This is a genomic window from Pseudomonas guariconensis (assembly GCF_015680235.1).
Lineage (GTDB): Bacteria > Pseudomonadota > Gammaproteobacteria > Pseudomonadales > Pseudomonadaceae > Aquipseudomonas > Aquipseudomonas guariconensis_A.
Genome location: NZ_JADLJL010000018.1, coordinates 35,482 through 56,310, shown reverse-complemented (window position 1 = coordinate 56,310; position 20,829 = coordinate 35,482). Strand labels below are relative to the sequence as shown.

Annotated in this window: 17 protein-coding genes; 6 read left to right on the top strand and 11 right to left on the bottom strand. The window is 63.6% G+C overall.

The genetic code is table 11. The annotated features are described in order from the left end of the window. Positions 1–5 precede the first annotated feature (5 nt). Both IRZ56_RS14200 and IRZ56_RS14195 read left to right on the top strand, forming a co-directional pair. Complete coding sequence (locus tag IRZ56_RS14200; protein WP_196145498.1) at positions 6–578, top strand: CsiV family protein; 573 nt, start codon at positions 6–8, stop codon at positions 576–578. Between the two features lie 49 nt (positions 579–627). Beyond that, positions 628–3,894: a DEAD/DEAH box helicase gene (locus IRZ56_RS14195; RefSeq protein WP_196145529.1), complete on the top strand. Its 3,267-nt coding sequence runs from the start codon at positions 628–630 to the stop codon at positions 3,892–3,894. 126 nt (positions 3,895–4,020) lie between these two features. On the opposite strand, the gene nagZ is transcribed toward IRZ56_RS14195, so the two are convergent. The 3 genes from nagZ to IRZ56_RS14180 are packed head-to-tail and all read right to left on the bottom strand — an operon-like array spanning position 4,021 to position 6,321. Continuing rightward, positions 4,021–5,019 (bottom strand): beta-N-acetylhexosaminidase, encoded by a 999-nt coding sequence (nagZ, locus tag IRZ56_RS14190; RefSeq protein WP_196145528.1) that lies wholly within the window; start codon positions 5,017–5,019, stop codon positions 4,021–4,023. Positions 5,020–5,042: 23 nt separating this feature from the next. Continuing rightward, positions 5,043–5,567: a L,D-transpeptidase gene (locus tag IRZ56_RS14185; RefSeq protein ID WP_196145497.1), complete on the bottom strand. Its 525-nt coding sequence runs from the start codon at positions 5,565–5,567 to the stop codon at positions 5,043–5,045. 40 nt (positions 5,568–5,607) lie between these two features. Next, positions 5,608–6,321 (bottom strand): TetR/AcrR family transcriptional regulator, encoded by a 714-nt coding sequence (locus IRZ56_RS14180; protein WP_084858185.1) that lies wholly within the window; start codon positions 6,319–6,321, stop codon positions 5,608–5,610. Between the two features lie 265 nt (positions 6,322–6,586). Between IRZ56_RS14180 and lexA the strand changes: the two genes are divergently transcribed. Both lexA and sulA read left to right on the top strand, forming a co-directional pair. Then, positions 6,587–7,195, top strand: a complete 609-nt coding sequence (gene lexA / locus IRZ56_RS14175) for a transcriptional repressor LexA (protein ID WP_196145496.1) — start codon at positions 6,587–6,589, stop codon at positions 7,193–7,195. 13 nt (positions 7,196–7,208) lie between these two features. Then, complete coding sequence (gene sulA, locus IRZ56_RS14170; RefSeq protein ID WP_196145495.1) at positions 7,209–7,697, top strand: SOS-induced cell division inhibitor SulA; 489 nt, start codon at positions 7,209–7,211, stop codon at positions 7,695–7,697. Between the two features lie 50 nt (positions 7,698–7,747). Here sulA and IRZ56_RS14165 read toward each other — a convergent pair whose 3' ends face one another. The 7 genes from IRZ56_RS14165 to IRZ56_RS14135 all read right to left on the bottom strand — a co-directional run bounded on the left by IRZ56_RS14165 (position 7,748) and on the right by IRZ56_RS14135 (position 15,892). After that, on the bottom strand, positions 7,748–7,981 hold the full coding sequence (locus IRZ56_RS14165; protein WP_084858188.1) for a hypothetical protein: 234 nt from the start codon (positions 7,979–7,981) through the stop codon (positions 7,748–7,750). A 52-nt stretch (positions 7,982–8,033) separates the two neighbouring features. Further along, positions 8,034–8,555, bottom strand: a complete 522-nt coding sequence (locus tag IRZ56_RS14160) for a DUF6586 family protein (protein ID WP_196145494.1) — start codon at positions 8,553–8,555, stop codon at positions 8,034–8,036. 123 nt (positions 8,556–8,678) lie between these two features. Continuing rightward, complete coding sequence (topA, locus tag IRZ56_RS14155; protein WP_196145493.1) at positions 8,679–11,288, bottom strand: type I DNA topoisomerase; 2,610 nt, start codon at positions 11,286–11,288, stop codon at positions 8,679–8,681. 100 nt (positions 11,289–11,388) lie between these two features. Beyond that, a complete protein-coding gene (locus tag IRZ56_RS14150; protein WP_196145492.1) occupies positions 11,389–11,640 on the bottom strand; it encodes a DUF1653 domain-containing protein in 252 nt (83 codons plus the stop codon). Between the two features lie 75 nt (positions 11,641–11,715). Next, complete coding sequence (fadA, locus tag IRZ56_RS14145) at positions 11,716–12,891, bottom strand: acetyl-CoA C-acyltransferase FadA (protein WP_196145491.1); 1,176 nt, start codon at positions 12,889–12,891, stop codon at positions 11,716–11,718. 31 nt (positions 12,892–12,922) lie between these two features. Then, positions 12,923–15,070: a fatty acid oxidation complex subunit alpha FadB gene (gene fadB, locus IRZ56_RS14140; RefSeq protein ID WP_196145490.1), complete on the bottom strand. Its 2,148-nt coding sequence runs from the start codon at positions 15,068–15,070 to the stop codon at positions 12,923–12,925. 384 nt (positions 15,071–15,454) lie between these two features. After that, on the bottom strand, positions 15,455–15,892 hold the full coding sequence (locus IRZ56_RS14135) for a hypothetical protein (RefSeq protein ID WP_196145489.1): 438 nt from the start codon (positions 15,890–15,892) through the stop codon (positions 15,455–15,457). 108 nt (positions 15,893–16,000) lie between these two features. On the opposite strand from IRZ56_RS14135, the gene IRZ56_RS14130 reads away from it, so the two are divergent. Beyond that, positions 16,001–16,444, top strand: coding sequence for a universal stress protein (locus IRZ56_RS14130; protein ID WP_084859247.1), 444 nt, complete (start codon positions 16,001–16,003; stop codon positions 16,442–16,444). Between the two features lie 225 nt (positions 16,445–16,669). Here the strand turns inward: IRZ56_RS14130 and IRZ56_RS14125 are convergent, their stop codons facing one another. Then, complete coding sequence (locus IRZ56_RS14125; protein ID WP_196145488.1) at positions 16,670–18,604, bottom strand: ATP-binding cassette domain-containing protein; 1,935 nt, start codon at positions 18,602–18,604, stop codon at positions 16,670–16,672. A 221-nt stretch (positions 18,605–18,825) separates the two neighbouring features. Between IRZ56_RS14125 and IRZ56_RS14120 the strand changes: the two genes are divergently transcribed. Next, complete coding sequence (locus tag IRZ56_RS14120; RefSeq protein ID WP_196145487.1) at positions 18,826–20,754, top strand: transglycosylase SLT domain-containing protein; 1,929 nt, start codon at positions 18,826–18,828, stop codon at positions 20,752–20,754. The last annotated feature ends 75 nt before the right edge of the window (positions 20,755–20,829 follow it).

The following is a 20,829-nucleotide window of genomic DNA, read 5'->3' as shown; positions in this document are numbered from 1 at the left end:
GATCCATGCGTGCCATCCGTTGCCTGACCTTGATGCTGACGCTGTTCGCGCCGGCCGCCTTCGCCGAAGGCCTCTATCAGGTAGAAATGATCCTGCTGCGCCAGAATGCCGTGCCCGCCGTGACCAGCCCGTTCGCCCCCGAAGACTGGAGCGCTGGCGCGCCACGCCTGGACAAGGCGGCCGAACGGCCACTGGCGCTGGACGATGAAGCCACCCGCCTGCAGGCGACGGCCGACTACACCGTGCTGCTGCACAAAGCCTGGCAACAGCAGGTCGGCAGCACGCCAAGCCGCATCGCCCTGAGCGCCGGGGACGAACAGTTCGGGCACTTCCCTATCGAAGGCAACCTGAGCATCGCCGACGGCCGCTTCATCGCCGTGGATGCCAACTTCTGGGTCAACCAGCTCGACGGCAATGGCAGCGTGCTGCGCAGCGAGCAGTTCAGGCAGAGCAACAGCAACATGAAGGCCAACCAGCTGACGTTCCTCGACGGCGGCCACCTGGCCGTGCTGCTGAAGGTCGCCCCCGCCGGCATGCGCAAGCTGCCCGTGCTCGACCCGGAGATGATGGAGCAATGAGGTGAGCGCGCGCGGTGTGCAGCAATTGCTCCTGGCCCATGCAGGCTGGATGTCCGCCTTCAATGACGGAGCGCTTGGCCGCGGCCTGGACTACGCCCTCCAGGGCAAGGTCAAGATTCTTTCGGCCAGTGACCAGGCGATCGAGGCCGTTTGCTCGGGCTCCGCAGGCCAGCGCTACAGCCAGCAGATCCATCTGGCCCATAGCGGCGCGAAGCTGCATGTACTCGGGCGCTGCACCTGCCCGGTGGGGAACAACTGCAAGCACTGCGCCGCAGCGCTGTTTCACCTGCAAGACTGTATCGACGACCCCACGGCACCCGGTTGCGGGCCGTCGCTCCCGCCCGAACTGAGCCAGTGGGTCAAGGCACTCGAAGCCCCCACGGCCAAGCCGGCGGAGCCAAATCCCTCGCGCAAGGGGCCGGCCATCTACTACCAGGTCAGGCTCGACCGTATGCAGTGCCGCCTGGAAGCCCTCAAGGGCACGCTGCAAAGCGACGGCAAACTGAAGCTGGGCAAGATCACTTCGCTGCCGGAGATGATCTACTACACCCCACGCTATGTGACCGAAGAAGATGCTCGCCTGCTGCGCCTGATCAGTTCGCAGAACACGGCCATCGTTTCACCCTCGACGCCATTGGAGGGCAAGAAAGGCGCGGAATTGCTCGAATATGCCCTGGCCACCGGTCGCCTGCTGTTCGAGGACCAGCCCGAGCCATTCGCCCAAGGCCCTGAACAGTCGGCGGAGTTCCGCTGGGTCCGCCAGGACAACGGCAGCTACCGTGGCGCCTGGTATAACGAAGGCAATGCCCTGTTCCCGGTGCTGCCGCTGGACCCGCTGTACTACGTGGATACCCAGGCCCGGCAAACAGGCCGGCTGCGGCACGAGCTGGACCCTTTCATCGCCAGCCAGCTGGCCCGTGCCCCGACGGTACCCGAGGATCTGGTCGTGCCGCTGAGCCATCGGCTCAACGCCCTCAACCGCCAGGTCCCCACGCCGACCACCGTGCGCAGCGAAGAACACGAGCACATCCAGCCACGCCCGCACCTGACCCTCGGCAGCCTGGAATTCAGCGCCTACATGCCCAAGACCGGGCGCATGCAGCGTCAGATCCAACACCGCGCCGCCCTGGCCTTCAACTACGACGGCCTGCTGGCCAGCGGCAGCGACGAAAAGCCCCTGAACCGGCTCGTGGGCGAGACCAGCCAGCGCATCCACCGCCAGCCCCAGGCCGAGCAAGCCATACGCAAGACCCTGCGCGGGCTGGGCTTCAAACCTGCCACCCGGCAGAGCAAGGCCCTGCCCGACAGCGCCGGCGAGATGTTTCAGCTTGCCGACGACGAAGCCTGGCTGCAGTTCGCCCGTGAAAGCCTGCCACGCCTGCGCGAGGCAGGCTGGGAAATCGACATCCCTCGGGATTTCGCCTTCGACCTGCAGGACATCGACGATTGGTACGCCACCATCGACGAAACGCCTGGCCATGAATGGTTCGACCTGGAGCTGGGAATCGTGGTCGATGGCCAGCGCCACAGCCTGCTGCCGATCATGCTGCAACTGCTGCGCAGCAGCCCCGAATTGCTGCGCCCCAGCGAGCTGGCCCGGCGCAGCGACGACGAACACCTGCTGATCGACCTCAACCGCGGTCGCCATGACAGCCCGGCCCTGCGTGTCGCCCTGCCCTATGGCCGCATCAAGGCGGTGATGGGCACCCTGGGCGAGCTGTACCTGCACGAACAGGCCGCCGGCCCTTCCCTGCGCCTGGAACGCGCCGACGTCGCCCGCCTGAACGATATCGACCACCTGCCGTTGCTCTGGGAAGGCGGCGAACACCTGCGTGACCTGGGCCGACGCCTGCGCGATGCCCGCGATCTGCAGGTCGAGCCACCCAAAGGGCTGAACGCCGCCCTACGCCCCTACCAGCGACAGGGCCTGAACTGGCTGCAGGCACTGCGCGAAATGGGTACGGGCGGCATCCTCGGCGACGACATGGGCCTGGGCAAGACCCTACAGACCCTGGCTCACCTGTTGCTGGAAAAGGAAAACGGCCACCTGCGACACCCCGCCCTGGCGGTGATGCCCACCAGCCTCGTACCCAACTGGCTCGACGAAGCCCAGCGCTTCGCCCCCGGCCTGCGCGTGCTGGCGCTGCACGGCCCGGGCCGCAGCAAGCATTTCGACAGATTGGGTGACTACGACCTGGTGCTGACCACCTATGCCCTGGCGCCGCGAGACCTCGAGCACCTGCGCCCGGTACCTTGGAGCGTGCTGATCCTGGATGAGGCGCAGAACATCAAGAGCAGCACCAGCAAGGCCGCCCAGGCGGTGTGCGAACTGCAGGCCGGGCAGCGCCTGTGCCTGACCGGCACGCCGATGGAAAACAACTTGGGCGAGCTGTGGTCGCTGTTCCACTTCCTGATGCCCGGCTGGCTGGGCGACCTCAAGCGCTTCAATCAGGATTACCGCACGCCCATCGAACGCCATGGCGACAGCGAACGCATGGCCCACCTGGCCAGCCGCATCCGCCCCTTCCTACTGCGTCGCACCAAGGAGCAGGTGGCCACCGAGCTGCCCGCCAAGACCGAGATGGTCCACTGGGTCGAGCTCAGCGATGCCCAGCGCGACACCTACGAAACGGTACGGGTGGCGATGGACAAGAAAGTCCGCGACGAGATCGCCCGCAACGGCGCGGCGCGCAGCCAGATCGTCATCCTCGACGCCTTGCTCAAGCTACGCCAGGTCTGCTGCGACCTGCGCCTGGTCAAGGGCGTGGAAGCCAAGGGCAACCAGGCCGACAAAGGCAAGCTGGGCAGCCTGATGGAGATGCTCGAGGAGTTGCTCAGCGAAGGGCGAAGGGTGCTGCTGTTTTCCCAGTTCACCTCGATGCTGGCCCTGATCGAGGCCGAGCTGGAAAAGCGCAAGATCCGCTACAGCCTGCTGACTGGCGACACCCGCGACCGCCGCATGCCCGTGCAGCAGTTCCAGAACGGTCACAGCGAAGTGTTCCTGATCAGCCTCAAGGCCGGCGGCACCGGCCTGAACCTGACCGCCGCCGACACGGTGATCCACTACGACCCCTGGTGGAACCCGGCCAGCGAGAACCAGGCCACCGACCGCGCCTATCGCATCGGGCAGGACAAGCCGGTATTCGTGTTCAAGCTGATCACCCGGGGAACGGTGGAAGAGAAGATCCAACAATTGCAGCAGGAAAAGGCCGCGCTGGCGGCCAGCCTGCTCGATGGCGGGCAGGCTGGGCAGTGGCGCCTGGGCGATGACGAGATCGAGGCGCTGTTCGCGCCGTTGCCGGGTAAACGCCGCTGACCCCAGCGAGGACTTCGTCCTCGATCGCGGCGCAAGGCCGCTCCTACAGCTACAGCGCCCCTCTTGGACTGGCGCAGTCACTGTAGGAGCGGGCTGGTCCCGCGATGAGCCAGCGCAGTCCCCCGGTCAATCGATCAACTGCGCCTCTCTCAAGGCACCCAATGCCTCCAGCCAACGCGGCTGCTGGCGATAATCGGTACGTGCGAACCCGCGCCCGCGCATCCCCGCGATCCGCGGCGACGGCTTGACCTTCAGGCGCTGCGCCGCGCTCAGCGCCAGCTCCGCCGCGGCCCTGTCGTTGCACACCAGGCCCATGTCGCAGCCTGCACTCAGCGCGGCCTCGATACGGTTGGCCGCATCCCCGACCACATGGGCGCCGGCCATGGACAGATCGTCACTGAAGATCACACCCTTAAAGCCCAATTCGCCGCGCAAGATGTCCTGCAACCAGCGCCGGGAGAAGCCAGCCGGCTGGTTGTCCACCTGCGGATAGATCACATGGGCCGGCATCACGGCCGCCAACTGGCCACTCAGGCGCGTGAACGGCACCAGGTCAGCTTGGCGCAGTTGCTCCAGGCTGCGCTCATCCGTGGGGATCGCCACATGGGAATCCGCTTGCGTCCAACCATGCCCGGGGAAGTGCTTGCCACAGGCGGCCATGCCGGCGGCGTTCATGCCGCGGATGAAGGCACCAGCCAACAGCGTGGCCCGTGCCGAGTCACCTTCGAACGCCCGGCTGCCGACCACCGCGCTGCGCTGATGATCGAGGTCCAGCACCGGCGCGAAGCTCAGGTCCAGGCCGACCGCCAGCACCTCGGTCGCCATCAACCACCCGCACTGCTCGGCCAGGTATTCGGCGTTGGCGTTGTCGGCGATCGCGCGCATGGCCGGCAGGCGCACGAAGCCCTGGCGCAGGCGCTGGACCCGGCCACCTTCCTGGTCGACCGCGAGGATCAGGTCGGGCCGGATGGCGCGGATGGACGCGCACAGCTCGCGCACCTGGCGGGGGCTGTCGATGTTGCGGGCGAAAATGATCAGGCCGGCCACCTCGGGCTGGCGCAATAGATGGCGGTCTTCGGCGGTCAGCCATTTACCGGCGATATCCACCATCAGGGAGCCTTGCAGGCTGGCGGTCATAATTGAATCCTTCAGTGAAGAGGCAAAACGCCCCATTGCGGGCAGGCGGCTTCGTCGATCCACACCCGGCAGTGTTCCTGCACACGATCGAACAGCGGCACCAGGTCGCTGTTCCTCATGCGTATGCAGCCATGGGACAGCGGTACACCCATAGGTTCAGTGTCCGGCGTGCCATGCAGGTAGATGTAGCGGCGAAAGGTGTCGACCTGGCCGAGACGATTGAACCCCGGCTCACAGCCGCTGAGCCAGAGGATGCGGCTCAGGATCCAGTCTCGCCCGGGAAAACGTGCATCCAGCGCCTCGGACCAGACCTCGCCGGTCCAGCGTCGGCTGCTCAGCACGGCGCCCAGCGGCAAGCCGGCACCGATCTTCACGCGGACCTGGTGCAGGCCGCGGGGTGTGCACCCCGAGCCATTGCGTTCGCCAGCGCCATTGCGCGCCGTGGACACGGCCAGACGCACACGCAGCTCGCCCTGGGCGAACCCATAGAGGCGCTGGTCGGCGAGGGAAATGTGCAGGAAATCGAGGTCAGACATGGGCGCTAGCTTAGCGCAAGCGCCCTTCCACGCCCAGCGCTCAGGCCTTGGCCGAGGCCGGCGCGGAACCGGTCTTGCTGCGCGGGCGCAATTGCGCTGCAGCCATCGCTTCGTCGGTGACACCGCTGTCGGCGCGCATGCCGGCGGCCAGGAACGGCACCATCAGGCGCATCACCTGTTCGATCGAGGTATCGACGCCGAAGTCGGTCTCGGCAATGGCACGCAAGGCCTTGATGCCCGACATGCTGAATGCCGCGGCGCCAAGCATGAAGTGCACCCGCCAGAACAGCTCCAGCGGCGGAATACGCGGAGCGGCTTCGTTGACCAGCAGCATGTAGCGACGGAACACCTTGCCGTACATGTCTTCCAGGTAGCGGCGCAGGTGGCCCTGGCTCTGGCTGAAGGCCAGGCCCAGCAGGCGCATGAAGATAGACAGGTCGTTGTTGCTGCGCGGCTGCACGGCCAGCGCCTGCTCCACCAGCATTTCCAGGAGTTCTTCAAGGCTCGGCCGAGGCTCGGGGCGAGCCTGGCGCCGGTCCAGCTCACGCTCCAGGCTTGCACAGAACGGACCGAGGAAGCGCGAGAAGACCGCCTGGATCAGGGCTTTCTTGGAGCCGAAATGGTAGTTCACCGCCGCCAGGTTGACCCCAGCCTTGCTGGTGATCAGCCGCAACGAGGTTTCCGCGAACCCCCTTTCCGCGAACAGCTGCTCGGCAGCGTCGAGAATGCGTTCAACGGTTTCGGATTGGGCCATGACTTTTCCGCCTGACAAACAGTTGTTTGAAACATACGTTTCAAGCAGGCCTGTTGTCAAGGTTCGGTGACTGGTGGGTCGCCATTTAAAAGCGCCGAGCCGCAAGCTGCAAGCGACACGTCACGTCGACGGTTGCAAAGCCATGGAACGCGATTTCGAAGGTGCGCTCACTGCCCTTGCGGCTTTTTCTTGAAGCTTATGGCTTGCAGCTGGCCATCTACTGTATATAATTCCAGTCACTGTATAAAAAGACAGAGCGCCCGCCATGTTGAAACTGACGCCACGCCAAGCCGAAATCCTGGCCTTCATCAAACGCTGCCTGGAAGACAACGGCTTCCCGCCGACCCGCGCGGAAATCGCTCAGGAACTGGGGTTCAAGTCCCCCAACGCTGCCGAGGAACACCTCAAGGCACTGGCCCGCAAGGGCGCGATCGAAATGACCCCGGGCGCCTCCCGCGGCATCCGCATCCCCGGCCTGGAAACCAAGGCGGAGGAAAGCGGCCTGCCGATCATCGGCCGCGTCGCCGCCGGCGCCCCCATCCTCGCCGAGCAGCACATCGAGGAATCCTGCAACATCAACCCGGCCTTCTTCCACCCTCGCGCCGACTACTTGTTGCGCGTGCACGGCATGAGCATGAAGGACATCGGCATCTTCGACGGCGACCTGCTGGCGGTACATACCTGCCGCGAAGCCCGTAACGGCCAAGTCGTCGTTGCCCGCATCGGCGACGAAGTGACCGTCAAGCGCTTCAAGCGCGAAGGCAGCAAGGTCTGGCTGGTCGCCGAAAACCCCGAATTCGCCCCCATCGAAGTCGACCTGAAAGAACAGGAACTGGTGATCGAGGGCTTGAGTGTCGGCGTCATTCGCCGCTGATCCAGGAGGCGTCATGCAGCAGTTCATCCATGCACCCCAGCAAGCACAGCTCCCCCTGTTCGAGGCCTTCCTGGCCCAACCCGTGCTGCCTGGCCTGAAAGCCCGCAACAGCGTCACGGAGCAGCCACGCAAACCCCAGCAGCCCGAGCTGTTCAGCGAACTGTCCCTGCGTGGCGCGCCTGGCCACTGCCAAAGCCTGCTGGCGCCGGTTCTGCGAGAGCTGAGCGAAGAAGACGAAACCCGCTGGCTGACCCTCATTGCCCCGCCCGCCAGCCTGACCCAGGCCTGGCTACGCGATGCCGGCCTCAACCGTGAACGCATCCTGTTGCTGCAACCAGGCGCGAACCAAAGCGCCCTGCAATTGGCCTGCGAAGCCTTGCGCCTGGGCCACAGCCATACCGTGGTCAGCTGGCTTGGCAACCTCAATGCCACGGCTCGTCAGCAACTGACCCGCGCGGCCACTAGCGGAAACGCACAAAGCCTGAACATCCGCCTCGGCTGATGTTCAGGCTTTGCCTGTATTTCAATTTCTGAATCGCGAAGCGCAAGGGCTCAGTGCAACACGCGTGGCCCTTCTTCATGCTCGAGATCGCCTTCAACCAGGCGACCTGCCATTTGCACGCCGACACTCAGCATGGCCTTGGCGACTTCCACATGCTGGCCTTGCAGGAACGCCTTGGCGTCCTCGGAGAAATCCAGGGTCACCAAAGAACCCTCGTCCTCGGCGCGGCGCAGCTCAATCCGGCCATCAGGCAACTCGACAATTTCTAGAAAGGACGTTGACATACTAAGGCCTGCTTTTCACGAAAGGCCAGTATTGTACCAGCCACTGGCGCTATCAGCACTCACTCAACGCGTCACGGAAACGTCGCACCAAGTCCTTCAGATTACGCCGCCAGCTTTCTAGCTCGTCCCGGGACAGCGCCAATTGTTCGGGCTCATCCAGGTTCACAGCCACGATCAAAGGTTGGGTGACATCGGTTTTCGGTGCTTTTTTGGCGACCGGCGGTCGGAACAAATCGGCATAAGCACGAAGCATTTGCGCGAGCCAAGTTTCCGGCTGACGCGCCAGCTCCAGCATTTCCGCCACCTCTGGGATGGCGATGCCGTTGAGCGCGTCCTCATTGAGCAGCAGCTCCACCTGCGCTGCCGCAGCCTGCGGCAAACGGTAAAAGCCGGCGATCTCATGGCATAGGCCAAGCAGCGCGCCATACAAGTGAAACAGCGCCGACTCACGCTCTGCCTGGATCAGACCCTGGGCATTCATTGCCTGGCTGTCGGCAGCCTTGGCCATGGACTCCAGGGCTAGCCCGGCAAAGAACAGTTTCTGGTTGGTGCGGGTGTAGAGTTCCTGGGCCATTTCGATGGCCTCCCTGAGGCTGCAAGGCGATGCCTCAGTTTCAGGGATTGCCCCGCCCTGCCGCAAGCCGAATGTCATAAAAGACAAGGGCCGCGAAGCGGCCCCCTTTTCAGCGCTTACCGATCAGCGCTTGTCTTCGACCTTCCACGCCTTGCCGTCGTAGAACGCCTTCCAGCCAGTCGGCTTGCCATCAACCTCCGACTGCACGTACTGCTCCTTGGTCTTACGGCTATAGCGGATCACCGCCGGGCGGCCATCCGGGTCCTGCTGCGGTGCATCGCAGAGGAAGTGGTATTTCGGATCGATCTCATGCTTGTGCGGGACGATTTCCAGCACCAAGGGCGCACGGGTCTCGCGGTTCTTCGGGAACTGGCTGGCGGCCAGGAACAACCCCGAGGCGCCATCGCGCAGCACGTAGGTGTCGTCGACCTTCTCGCACTTGAGTTCCGGCATGTCCACCTTGTCCATCTTTGGCGGCGCCGCCTCGCCGCTCTTGAGCAGCTTGCGGGTGTTCTTGCACGCAGGGTTGGTGCAACCGAAGAACTTGCCGAAGCGGCCGGTCTTGAGCTGCATCTCGCTGCCGCACTTGTCACATTCCAGGCTTGGCCCTTCGTAACCCTTGATGCGGTAGCTGCCCTCTTCGATCTCGTACCCCGGGCAATCCGGGTTGTTGCCGCAGATGTGCAGCTTGTGTTTTTCGTCCAGCAGGTAGGCGTCCATCGCCGTGGCGCAGATCGGGCAACGGTGCTTGCCACGCAACACCAGGGACTCGGACTCACCTTCGTCGTCGGCTGCGATCTCGTCGCCCGGCACCAGGTTCACGGTGGCCTTGCAACGCTCCTTCGGCGGCAGGCTGTAGCCCGAGCAACCGAGGAAGACGCCCGTGGAGGCGGTGCGGATCATCATCGGCCGGCCGCATTCCTTGCACGGAATGTTGGTCAGCGTCGGCTGGTTGGCACGCATGCCGTTCTCGGCCGACTCGGCGGTCAGCAGCTTCTTGCTGAAGTCGCCATAGAACTCGTCGAGGACGCTCTTCCAATCGCGCTCGCCCTGGGCCACGTCGTCGAGGTTCTCCTCCATGCCGGCGGTGAAGCCATAGTCCATGAGGTTGGAGAAGCTCTCGGAGAGGCGCTCGGTGACGATGTCGCCCATCTTCTCGGAATAGAAGCGGCGGTTGTGCAAGGTCACGTAGCCGCGGTCCTGGATGGTGGAGATGATCGCCGCATAGGTCGACGGGCGGCCGATGCCACGCTTTTCCATTTCCTTGACCAGGCTGGCTTCGGTGTAGCGTGCCGGCGGCTTGGTGAAATGCTGGCTCGGGTCGAGCTGGATGAGCTTGAGGACCTCGCCCTGGGCCATTTCCGGCAGCACGTCATCTTCGCCCGGCTTGCTCTGCTGGGGCAGCACACGGGTGTAACCGTCGAACTTGAGGATACGGCCCTTGGCACGCAGCTCGAAGTCGCCGGCATTGACCGTGACGCTGGTGGAGAGGTACTGCGCAGGCGGCATCTGGCAGGCCAGGAACTGGCGCCAGATCAGCTCGTACAGGCGCTCGGCGTCACGCTCCATGCCGCTGAGCTTGCTCGGGTGGGTATTCACGTCCGAAGGACGAATCGCCTCGTGCGCCTCCTGGGCGCCTTCCTTGCTGCCGTACACCACCGGCTTTTCAGGCAGGTACTGCTTGCCGAACTCGCGCTCGATGTAGCTGCGCGCCATGTCCAGGGCATCGACCGACAGGTTGGTCGAATCGGTACGCATGTAGGTGATGTAGCCGGCTTCGTAGAGACGCTGCGCCATCATCATGGTTTTCTTCACGCCGAAGCCCAGGCGGTTGCTCGCAGCCTGCTGCAGGGTCGAGGTGATGAACGGCGCCGACGGCTTGCTGCTGGTCGGGCGGTCTTCGCGCTTGGCTACGCTGTAGCTGGAGGCCTTGAGTTTCTCCAGGGCCGCCATGGCCTGGGCTTCGTTCAGCGGCTTGAAGGCTTCGCCTTTTTCGCGCGCCACTTCGAAGCGCACCTTGGCGCTCTTGGCGGTACCCAGGTCGGCATGGACTTCCCAGTATTCCTCCGGGACGAACGCACGGATCTCACGCTCGCGCTCCACCACCAGCTTGACCGCCACCGACTGTACGCGGCCAGCCGACAGGCCTCGGGCGATCTTGGCCCACAGCAGCGGCGAGACCATGTAGCCGACCACGCGGTCGAGGAAGCGGCGTGCCTGCTGGGCATTGACCCGGTCGATGTCCAGCTCACCCGGTTGGGAGAAGGCCTCCTGGATGGCTTTCTTGGTGATTTCGTTGAACACCACGCGCTTGTAGCGGGTGTCGTCGCCGCCAATGGCCTCGCGCAGGTGCCAGGCGATGGCCTCCCCTTCGCGGTCCAAGTCGGTTGCGAGATAGATGGTGTCGGCATCTTTGGCCAGGCGACGTAATTCGTCGATGACCTTTTCCTTGCCGGGCAGGATCTCGTACTTGGCCTTCCAGCCGGCTTCTGGATCGACGCCCATGCGGGCCACCAGCTGGCGGCGGGCCTTCTCTTTCGGCGACAGGGCCGGCGCCTCACCCGCGGCCTTGCCGCGCTTGGCCGCCGGTTCCTTGCTGGCGCTGGCCGAACCGCTGGTGGGGAGGTCTCGGATATGGCCGATACTCGACTTCACCACGTACTGGCTGCCCAGGTACTTGTTGATGGTCTTGGCCTTGGCCGGGGATTCCACAATGACCAGCGATTTGCCCATGGATCGGAATATTCCTGAATCTGAAGATGAAAAACGCGTCAGGTGCCGGACGCGGCACCGCTATATATAGTGGCAACAGAGTGAGGTCAAGCGCTCAGGTTCAGTCGCTTGCCGTATCGGGGCGCTTGAACATCCCCTCCTCGGCCTCGACCAAAGCAAAGCGCGGCACTTGCTCGCCGTCAACCTCTACAGTGTCATGGAACATGGCCAGCGGCCGGGCACCCAAGCCGTAGTCACCGTAAAGCAACTGGTAGATCACCAGCGACTCATCGGTTTCCGTGTGATGTGCAACGCCCAGCACACGGTACTCCGGACCTTTGTAATGCCGGTATATGCCTGGTTGTATCTGCATGTTGCACACCCTCTTGAACAAATCCGAACAAACAAAAACCGGGGCACAAGGCCCCGGTCGCTGTCGACGACGCGATCAGACGCGTTCGAAGACAGTCGTGATGCCCTGGCCCAGGCCGACGCACATGGTGGCGACACCCAGGGTACCGCCATTTTGCTTCATGACGTTGAGCAGGGTGCCGGAAATCCGCGCGCCCGAGCAACCGAACGGGTGGCCCAAGGCGATGGCGCCGCCGTGCAGGTTAACCTTCTCCTCCATCTTGTCGAGCACTTTCAAGTCTTTGAGCACTGGCAGGGCCTGTGCGGCGAAGGCTTCGTTGAGCTCGATGAAGTCGATGTCGGCCATGGTCAGGCCGGCACGCTTGAGGGCTTTCTGGGTCGACGGAACCGGGCCATAGCCCATGATCGCCGGGTCTACGCCTGCCACGGCCATGGAACGGATCACCGCCAAGGGCTGGATGCCCAGGTCCATGGCCCGCTGGCCGGACATGACGATCATGCACGAGGCGCCATCGGTGATCTGCGACGAAGTACCCGCAGTGACGGTACCGCCCTTGGGGTTGAACGCCGGTTTGAGCGACGCCAGGCCCTCGAGGGTGGTTTCCGGGCGGATGGTTTCGTCATAGTCGAAGACCTTGAGGAAACCGTTCTCGTCATACCCCTGCATCGGGATGATCTCGTCCTTGAACTTGCCTTCGACCGTCGCCTTGTGAGCGAGCTGGTGCGAACGCAGGCCGAACAGGTCCTGCTGCTCACGGGTGATGCCGTGCATCTTGCCAAGCATCTCGGCAGTCAGGCCCATCATGCCCGAGGCCTTGGCCGCGTGCAGGGACAGGTGCGGGTTCGGGTCGACGCCATGCATCATGCTGACGTGGCCCATGTGCTCGACGCCGCCGACCACGAATACATCGCCGTTGCCGGTCATGATCGCCTGGGCGGCGGTATGCAGCGCGCTCATGGACGAACCGCACAGACGGCTGACGGTCTGGGCTGCCGAAGTATGCGGGATCGGGGTCATCAGCGACGCCATGCGGGCGATGTTCCAGCCCTGCTCGAGGGTCTGGTTGACGCAGCCCCAGATCACGTCCTCGACTTCCTTGGGGTCGACCTTGTCGTTACGCTCCAGCAGCTTGCTGATCAGGTGCGCGGACATGTCCTCGGCACGGGTGTTGCGGTGCATGCCCCCCTTGGAGCGGCCCATCGGCGTGCGACCGAAGTCGACAATCACCACGTCTCTTGGATTCAGGCTCATATCAATACTCTCGCTCTAACTCGTTGGGCGCTCAGTTGAAGAAGCGCTGGCCGTTCTTGGCCATTTCGCGCAGCTTCGCGGTCGGGTGGTACAGCGGCCCCAGATCGGCGTACCGGTCTGCCAGGGCGACGAACTCGGCGACCCCGATCGAATCGATGTAGCGCAGCGCGCCACCGCGGAAGGGAGGGAAGCCGATGCCGTACACCAGGCCCATGTCGGCCTCGGCGGCGGTCTCGACGATGCCGTCCTCCAGGCAGCGAACGGTCTCCAGGCACAGCGGGATCATCATCCAGTTGACGATATCCTCGTCGGTCACTTCACGCTGTTCGAAGACGATCGGCTTGAGCACTTCCAGCACCGATGGGTCGGCAACCTTCTTCGGCTTGCCGCGCTTGTCGGTCTCGTAGGCGTAGAAGCCCTTGCCGTTCTTCTGGCCCAGGCGGTTGGCCTCGTACAGGGCATCGACGGCGGAGCGGCGATCATCCTTCATACGGTCCGGGAAGCCGTCGGCCATGACGTCACGGCCATGGTGGCCGGTGTCGATGCCGACCACGTCCATCAGGTAAGCCGGGCCCATGGGCCAGCCGAACTTCTCCATCACCTTGTCGATGCGCACGAAATCCACGCCTGCGCTGACCAGCTTGGCGAAACCGCCGAAGTACGGGAACAGCACGCGGTTGACCAAGAAGCCCGGGCAGTCGTTGACCACGATCGGGTTCTTGCCCATCTTCTTGGCGTAGGCCACGGTGGTGGCGACGGCCACGTCACTGGACTTCTCGCCACGAATGACCTCCACCAGCGGCATCATGTGCACTGGGTTGAAGAAGTGCATGCCGACGAAGTTTTCCGGGCGCTTGAGCGCCTTGGCCAACAGGTTGATCGAGATGGTCGAGGTGTTGGAGGCAAGGATCGCATCCTCCTTGACCTGCCCTTCCACTTCCGCCAGCACGGCCTGCTTGACCTTCGGGTTCTCGACCACGGCCTCGACGACGATGTCGACGTTGCCGAAATCACCGTAGGACAAGGTCGGGCGAATGGCATTGAGCGCCTCGGCCATCTTGGCCGGGGTCAGGCGGCCCTTCTCGACACGCTTGCCGAGCAGCTTGGAGGCTTCGTTCAGGCCCAGCTGGACGGCTTCTTCGCGGATGTCCTTCATAAGAATCGGCGTGCCCTTGACCGCCGACTGATAGGCGATGCCGCCGCCCATGATGCCGGCGCCGAGCACGGCGGCCTGCTTCACGTCGTGGGCGATCTGGTCATAGGCCTTGGCCTTGCGCTTGAGTTCCTGGTCATTGAGGAACAGGCCGATCAGGCTTTCGGCGACCGAGGTCTTGGCCAGCTTGGCAAAGCCTGCGGCTTCGACTTCCAGGGCTTTGTCCCGGCCGAAGTTGGCCGCCTTCTGGATGGTCTTGATGGCTTCGACCGGCGCCGGGTAGTTCGGGCCGGCCTGGCCTGCCACGAAGCCCTTGGCGGTCTCGAAGGCCATCATCTGCTCGATGGCGTTGAGCTTGAGCTTTTCCAGCTTGGGCTGGCGCTTGGCCTTGTGGTCCAGCTCACCGCTGATGGCACGCTTGACCAGGTCCAGGGCCGCAGCCTGCAGCAGCTCGGGGGCTACCACCGCGTCGACGGCACCGACCTTGAGCGCGTCCTCGGCACGGTTTTCCTTGCCGGCGGCGATCCACTCGATGGCGTTGTCCGAGCCGATCAGGCGCGGCAGGCGCACGGTACCGCCGAAGCCTGGGTAGATACCCAGCTTGACTTCCGGCAGGCCGATCTTGGCCGTGCTGGCCATCACGCGATAGTCGGCCGCCAGACACATCTCCAGGCCGCCACCCAGGGCGATGCCGTTGATGGCGACGACGGTCGGGACCTCGAGGTCCTCGAAGTCGTTGAAGATGCGGTTGGCTTCCAGGTTGCCGGCGACCAGCTCGGCCTCGGGCAGCTTGAAGTTGTCGACGAATTCGGTGATGTCGGCGCCGACGATGAACACGTCCTTGCCGCTGCTGACGATCACGCCCTTGATGGCGGCATCGGCCTTGATGGCGTCCACGGCCTGGCGCAGTTCGTCCAGGGTCAGGCGGTTGAACTTGTTGACGGACTCACCCTTGAGGTCGAACTTCAGTTCGACGATGCCGCTTTCAAGAGCCTTAACCGTGATGGCTTTACCTTCGTAAATCATCAACTGATCTCCACGATATGGAAGCTGAACTGTACACGCCGAACGCTGGTGCAAAGGCCGGCTCGGCCCCTTACCCAGGCACACCCGTCAGCGTGCGAGTCGGGATTCTGTTAGAGCCGTTCGACATACAAACGCTCAATTCATACGCCCGTTTGATTTGGGTACGCACACATTCTCCGAAAAGATCGGCGTTGTCAAATGCTCGCAAGCACGGTGAAAACGCGACTTTCCGGTCATTTTGCACCCATTGGGTACGAAACATGATGACAGTGATTAGCGGGTATTCATGGCACAGCGCATGCCTTGGATTTGGCGGCGCCTGTGAGGTCGCGCGCCGCGCAGGCGGTGCCGGATCTCATGTCCGCCCAAATATCCCAAGCGCTATCAAGCGAGGGTTTCGAGTACCTGCGCAATATCCTGCAAAACAGATTTGTCACCCCGCTCGCTCCAGTACAGGGCAAGCATGCGGCTATCAGCCTCGATCTTGTAGACGCTCGCAGGCAGGCGCGTGAAGGCCTCGCACAGGCGCGCGTCCTCGCAAGGCTCGCGCCACTGGTTCCACCATACACCTGGGGTAATTTGCCAATACACCCAGGTATCGTCATGGCCTTTACGCCGCGCGCGGTGGTACTGCGGGCAAGGGCTTGGCGGCTCCTTTTCCAGCCAATGCGGCCAGGTCTGGGGCGCCAGTTGCATGGCAAGGCCCATGCGCCGCCCTTCCATGCGCAGGTTCATCTGTTCGCTCTGCTTGCGCGATGGGCGCAACCAGGCCAGGGGGCTGAGAATCAGCGCAAGGATTGACACCACCAGCCATACCGTCATATCTGTAGTTCCCATAAAGCGTTGCAAATGAGCTGGTTAGCCAGGTTTCACGGCATTCGGCCCGAAAGCGACCATACTTCTACTATCGCGACTGCAGGAGTACCACCCATGTCCTATGAACATCTTCTGGTCGCCGTCGACCTGACCGAAGAATGCGACCCGGTGATCAAGCGCGCCATGAAACTCGCCGAGCCCACGGGCGCCAAGGTCTCCCTCGTGCATATCGTCGAGCCCATGGCCATGGCCTTCGGCGGAGACGTGCCGATGGACCTGTCGCAACTGCAGCAGCAACAGTTCGACCAGGCCAAGGAGCGCATGGATCGCTTGTTCAACAAGTATCCGACCATCAACCGTGGCGACTCGCACCTGACCTACGGCCAGCCGCGCCAGGAAATCCATCAGCTGGCCAAGGAGCAGAATTGCGACCTGATCGTGGTGGGCAGCCACGGCCGCCATGGCCTGGCCCTGCTGCTTGGCTCTACCGCCAACGACGTGCTGCACGGTGCGCCTTGTGACGTTCTGGCAGTGCGCCTGTTGAAGAAAGAAGGCTGACAGTATTGGGGGCGAGACAAGCCCGTTCCTACAGAGGGCTGACGATGGGGCGCATGGCGCCCCTCTAGTGTGGTGTTTCACAAATAACAACCATAAGTCGCGGCGCTTTTTGCGCTCATGCTGCGTTGTCGATCCTCGCCGTAGCTGGGCTACGACTCGTCGCGACGCCTTGCTTGAGCACAAAAATAACTCGCGACTTATTGGTCGTATTTGCAAAACACCACACTAGCCTTCCAATTCCGCCCAGCGCTCGACCAGGGCGTCCAGCTCACCCTGCATCTGCTCCAGCCTGGCCAGTACCGCCGAGGTCTCGCCGATCGGGCGCTGGTAGAAGCCTGGCGCATTGACCTCTTCCTGAACCGCGGCCATGCGTTGCTCCAGCGCGTCGATCTGCCCCGGCAGGGCTTCCAGCTCACGTTGCAGCTTGTAGCTGAGCTTCTTCTTCCCAGGCTCCACCGCAGCGGCAGGCGCAACGGGCGCTGGCGCTGCCTGCTCGACAGGCTTCTCCACCACCGCACTGCCTAGCTCTGCCTTGCCGCCCTTGCTTTCGGTCACGCCCAGCAGCTTCGGTGAGCCGCCCTGGCGGATCCAGTCCTCGTAGCCCCCGACATATTCGCGCACCCGCCCCTGGCCTTCGAATACCAGGGTGCTGGTGACCACGTTATCGAGAAAAGCCCGGTCGTGGCTGACCATCAACACGGTGCCCTTGAAGTTCGACAGCACCTCTTCGAGCAGCTCGAGGGTTTCGACGTCCAGGTCGTTGGTCGGTTCGTCCAGCACCAGCAGGTTGGCCGGCTTGCTGAACAGCTTGGCCAGCAACAGGCGCGCCCGCTCGCCGCCCGACAAGGCCTTGACCGGCGTACGCGCGCGCTGCGGGCTGAACAGGAAATCGCCCAGGTAGCTGAGCACGTGGCGATTCTGGCCGTCGATCTCGATGAAGTCGCGCCCTTCGGCGAGGTTGTCGATGACCGTCTTTTCCAGGTCCAGTTGGTGGCGCATCTGGTCGAAATAGGCGACTTCCAGCTTGGTGCCACGCTCGACCTTGCCACTGCTGGGCTCCAGGTCGCCGAGCATCAGCTTGAGCAAGGTGGTCTTGCCGGTGCCGTTGGCGCCCAGCAGGCCGATGCGGTCCTCGCGCTGCAGGACCATGGAAAAATCCTTGACCAGCATGGGGCCATCGGTATGGGCGAAACTGACATTCTCCAGCATCATGACCTGCTTGCCGGACTTGTCCGCCACCTCGATCTGGATGTTCGCCTTGCCCTGGCGCTCACGCCGTTCGCCACGTTCCACACGCAGGGCCTTGAGGGCACGCACACGGCCCTCGTTGCGGGTACGCCGGGCCTTGATGCCCTGGCGAATCCACACTTCCTCCTGGGCCAGACGCTTGTCGAACAGCGCGTTGGCGGTTTCCTCGGCGGCCAGCATGGCCTCCTTGTGCACTAGGAAGCTGGCGTAGTCACCGTTCCAGTCGATCAGGCCGCCACGGTCCAGCTCGAGGATGCGGGTGGCCAGGTTCTGCAAGAAGGAGCGGTCGTGGGTGATGAACAGTACCGCGCCGTTGAAACCGTTCAGGGCTTCCTCGAGCCAGGCGATGGCGCCGATGTCCAGGTGGTTGGTTGGCTCGTCGAGCAGCAGCAGGTCGGGCTCGGACACCAATGCCTGGGCCAGCAGCACACGGCGGCGCCAGCCACCGGAGAGCTCGGCCAGGGTTTTGTCGGCCGGCAGTTGCAGGCGGCTCAGGGTGCTTTCCACCACTTGCTGCAGGCGCCAGCCGTCCCGAGCCTCGAGCTCGTGCTGGACATGCATGAGCTTCTCCAAGTCAGCGTCGCCCTGGATGTTCTGGCTCAGGTGGTGATATTCGGCCAGCAGCGCCCCGACGCCGTCCAGGCCCTCGGCCACGACGTCGAACACGCTACGCTCGTCGGCCACCGGCAACTCCTGCGGCAGCTCGCCGATCTTCAGGCCCGGGGCGCGCCAGATCTCGCCGTCATCGGGCCGCTGCTCGCCCTTGACCAGGCGCAGCATGCTCGACTTGCCGGTGCCGTTGCGGCCGATGATGCACACCCGCTCGCCACGAGCGATCTGCCAGGACACCTTGTCCAGCAGCGGCATGGCACCGAACGCGAGGGACACATCGCTGAATTTGAGCAGGGTCATAATCGTCTCCAAAAACCGGGCGCGCATTCTACCTGACTTGCCTCTTCCCGGCATCAGCCGGGCCGTATTCCAGAGGCTGCGCGACACGCGGTCGAAGATAATGATTGGATACAAGCACAGTGCTTTCATCCGCCGCCGGCAAACGGCTAAGCTAAGGCAATAGATCCCAACAGTGCTGGCTCCGCCGTCACTTTCCCATGGTTCAACTGCCCGGACGTCTCATGCGCAGCCGCCTGTTCCAACTCGTTTCCTGCCTGCTGCTCACCGCCACCGCCGCGAGCGCGGCACAGGCCATCGATATCACCCAGCAACGTCAGTACTACGATGAAGCCAAACGCGCCCTGGCCAAGGGCGATAAAGGCCCCTACCTGCGCTACGCCCAAGCACTGCGCGACTACCCGTTGACGCCGTACCTGGCCTACGACGAGCTGACCGCTCGCCTCAAGAGCGCCAGCAACCAGGAAATCGAAGGCTTCCTCGCCAAGCACGGCGACCTGCCCCAGGCCAACTGGATGAAACTGCGCTGGCTGCGCTGGCTCGCCGAACGCGGTGAGTGGGACACCTTCGTCAAGTACTATGACCCCAAACTCAACTTCACCGAGCTGGACTGCCTGAACGGCCAGTACCAGATCACCCATGGCCAGCGTGCCGAGGGCTTCGCCAGCGCCGAAAAACTGTGGAACGTGGGCAAGTCGCAGCCGGCAGCATGCGACACCTTGTTCGGCCTCTGGGCCGCCGAGGGCCAGTTGACCGAAGCCAAGCGCTGGCACCGCGCCAAGCTGGCGGCACAGGCGCGCAACTACGGCCTGGCCAACAGCCTGGTGAAAAGCCTGACCACCCTCGCTCCCCAAGGCCGGCTGCTGATCGACGTGGCGCAGAAGCCACAGTTGCTCAACCAGCCGTCGCGCTTCGCCCCGGCCAACGAGGCGATGTCCGATGTGGTCAGCCTGGGCCTGCGCCGCCTGGCCCGCCAGGACCCGGAGCGGGCCATGGCGCTGCTCGACGACTATGCCCAGCGCATGCACTTCTCCCGTGACGAAAAGGTCGCCATCGCCCGCGAGATCGGCCTGACCCTGGCACGCCGCTATGATCCGCGTGCCCTTGACCTGATGACCCGCTACGACCCCGAACTGCGCGACAACACGGTCAGCGAATGGCGCCTGCGCCTGCTTTTGCGCCTAGGCCGCTGGGAAGAAGCCTACAAACTGACCCAACGCCTGCCCCAGGACCTGGCCAGCAGCAACCGCTGGCGCTACTGGCAGGCACGCAGCCTGGAGCTGGCCCAGCCGAACAACCCGCAGATCCCGCTGTTGTACAAGACCGTCGCCCGTGAACGCGACTTCTACGGCTTCCTGGCGGCCGACCGGGCGCAAACGCCCTACCAGCTGAACAACAAACCGTTGGTGCTGAGCCAGCAGGTGATCAACAAGGTTCGCAATACCCCGGGTATTCGCCGCGCGCTGGAATTCCATGCCCGCGGCCAGATCGTCGAAGGCCGCCGCGAGTGGTACCACGTCAGCCGTCATTTCAACCGCGACGAGATGGTCGCCCAGGCGCGCCTGGCCTATGACCTGCGCTGGTACTTCCCGGCGATTCGCACCATCAGCCAGGCGCAATACTGGGACGACTTGGACATCCGCTTCCCCATGGCCCACCGCGACACGCTGGTACGCGAGGCCAAAGTACGTGGGCTGCATTCAAGCTGGGTATTCGCCATTACCCGCCAGGAAAGCGCCTTCATGGAAGACGCCCGTTCCAGCGTCGGGGCCAGCGGCCTGATGCAACTGATGCCGGCGACCGCCAAGGAGACAGCGCGCAAGTTCAACATACCGTTGGCCTCACCGTCGCAAGTGCTCAACCCGGACAAGAACATCCAATTGGGGGCGGCCTACCTGAGCCAGGTGCACGGGCAGTTCAACGGCAACCGGGTGCTGGCCTCCGCGGCGTACAACGCAGGTCCCGGGCGGGTGCGCCAATGGCTCAAGGGCGCCAAGCACCTGAGCTTCGATGTCTGGGTGGAGTCGATTCCCTTCGATGAGACACGGCAATATGTGCAGAACGTGCTGTCTTATTCGGTCATCTACGGGCAGAAGCTGAACTCGCCGCAGCCGTTGGTGGATTGGCACGAGCGGTATTTTGACGGTATGTGATGGGGTGGGCTACTCGACAGTCGCTACTTGGATCGTCGTTGGGGCTATCGCCGGCAAGCCGGCTCCCACGGAGTG

Bases quoted from the DNA above. Each gene is read 5' to 3' on its own strand.
- sulA (WP_196145495.1), top strand. From the start codon at position 7,209: ATGCAGCAGTTCATCCATGCACCCCAGCAAGCACAGCTCCCCCTGTTC.
- IRZ56_RS14150 (WP_196145492.1), bottom strand. From the start codon at position 11,640: ATGCAGATACAACCAGGCATATACCGGCATTACAAAGGTCCGGAGTAC.
- IRZ56_RS14130 (WP_084859247.1), top strand. From the start codon at position 16,001: ATGTCCTATGAACATCTTCTGGTCGCCGTCGACCTGACCGAAGAATGC.
- IRZ56_RS14185 (WP_196145497.1), bottom strand. From the start codon at position 5,567: ATGTCTGACCTCGATTTCCTGCACATTTCCCTCGCCGACCAGCGCCTC.
- fadB (WP_196145490.1), bottom strand. From the start codon at position 15,070: ATGATTTACGAAGGTAAAGCCATCACGGTTAAGGCTCTTGAAAGCGGC.
- IRZ56_RS14120 (WP_196145487.1), top strand. From the start codon at position 18,826: ATGCGCAGCCGCCTGTTCCAACTCGTTTCCTGCCTGCTGCTCACCGCC.
- IRZ56_RS14195 (WP_196145529.1), top strand. From the start codon at position 628: ATGTCCGCCTTCAATGACGGAGCGCTTGGCCGCGGCCTGGACTACGCC.
- fadA (WP_196145491.1), bottom strand. From the start codon at position 12,891: ATGAGCCTGAATCCAAGAGACGTGGTGATTGTCGACTTCGGTCGCACG.
- IRZ56_RS14160 (WP_196145494.1), bottom strand. From the start codon at position 8,555: ATGGCCCAGGAACTCTACACCCGCACCAACCAGAAACTGTTCTTTGCC.
- IRZ56_RS14165 (WP_084858188.1), bottom strand. From the start codon at position 7,981: ATGTCAACGTCCTTTCTAGAAATTGTCGAGTTGCCTGATGGCCGGATT.
- lexA (WP_196145496.1), top strand. From the start codon at position 6,587: ATGTTGAAACTGACGCCACGCCAAGCCGAAATCCTGGCCTTCATCAAA.
- IRZ56_RS14200 (WP_196145498.1), top strand. From the start codon at position 6: ATGCGTGCCATCCGTTGCCTGACCTTGATGCTGACGCTGTTCGCGCCG.
- IRZ56_RS14125 (WP_196145488.1), bottom strand. From the start codon at position 18,604: ATGACCCTGCTCAAATTCAGCGATGTGTCCCTCGCGTTCGGTGCCATG.
- IRZ56_RS14135 (WP_196145489.1), bottom strand. From the start codon at position 15,892: ATGACGGTATGGCTGGTGGTGTCAATCCTTGCGCTGATTCTCAGCCCC.
- IRZ56_RS14180 (WP_084858185.1), bottom strand. From the start codon at position 6,321: ATGGCCCAATCCGAAACCGTTGAACGCATTCTCGACGCTGCCGAGCAG.
- topA (WP_196145493.1), bottom strand. From the start codon at position 11,288: ATGGGCAAATCGCTGGTCATTGTGGAATCCCCGGCCAAGGCCAAGACC.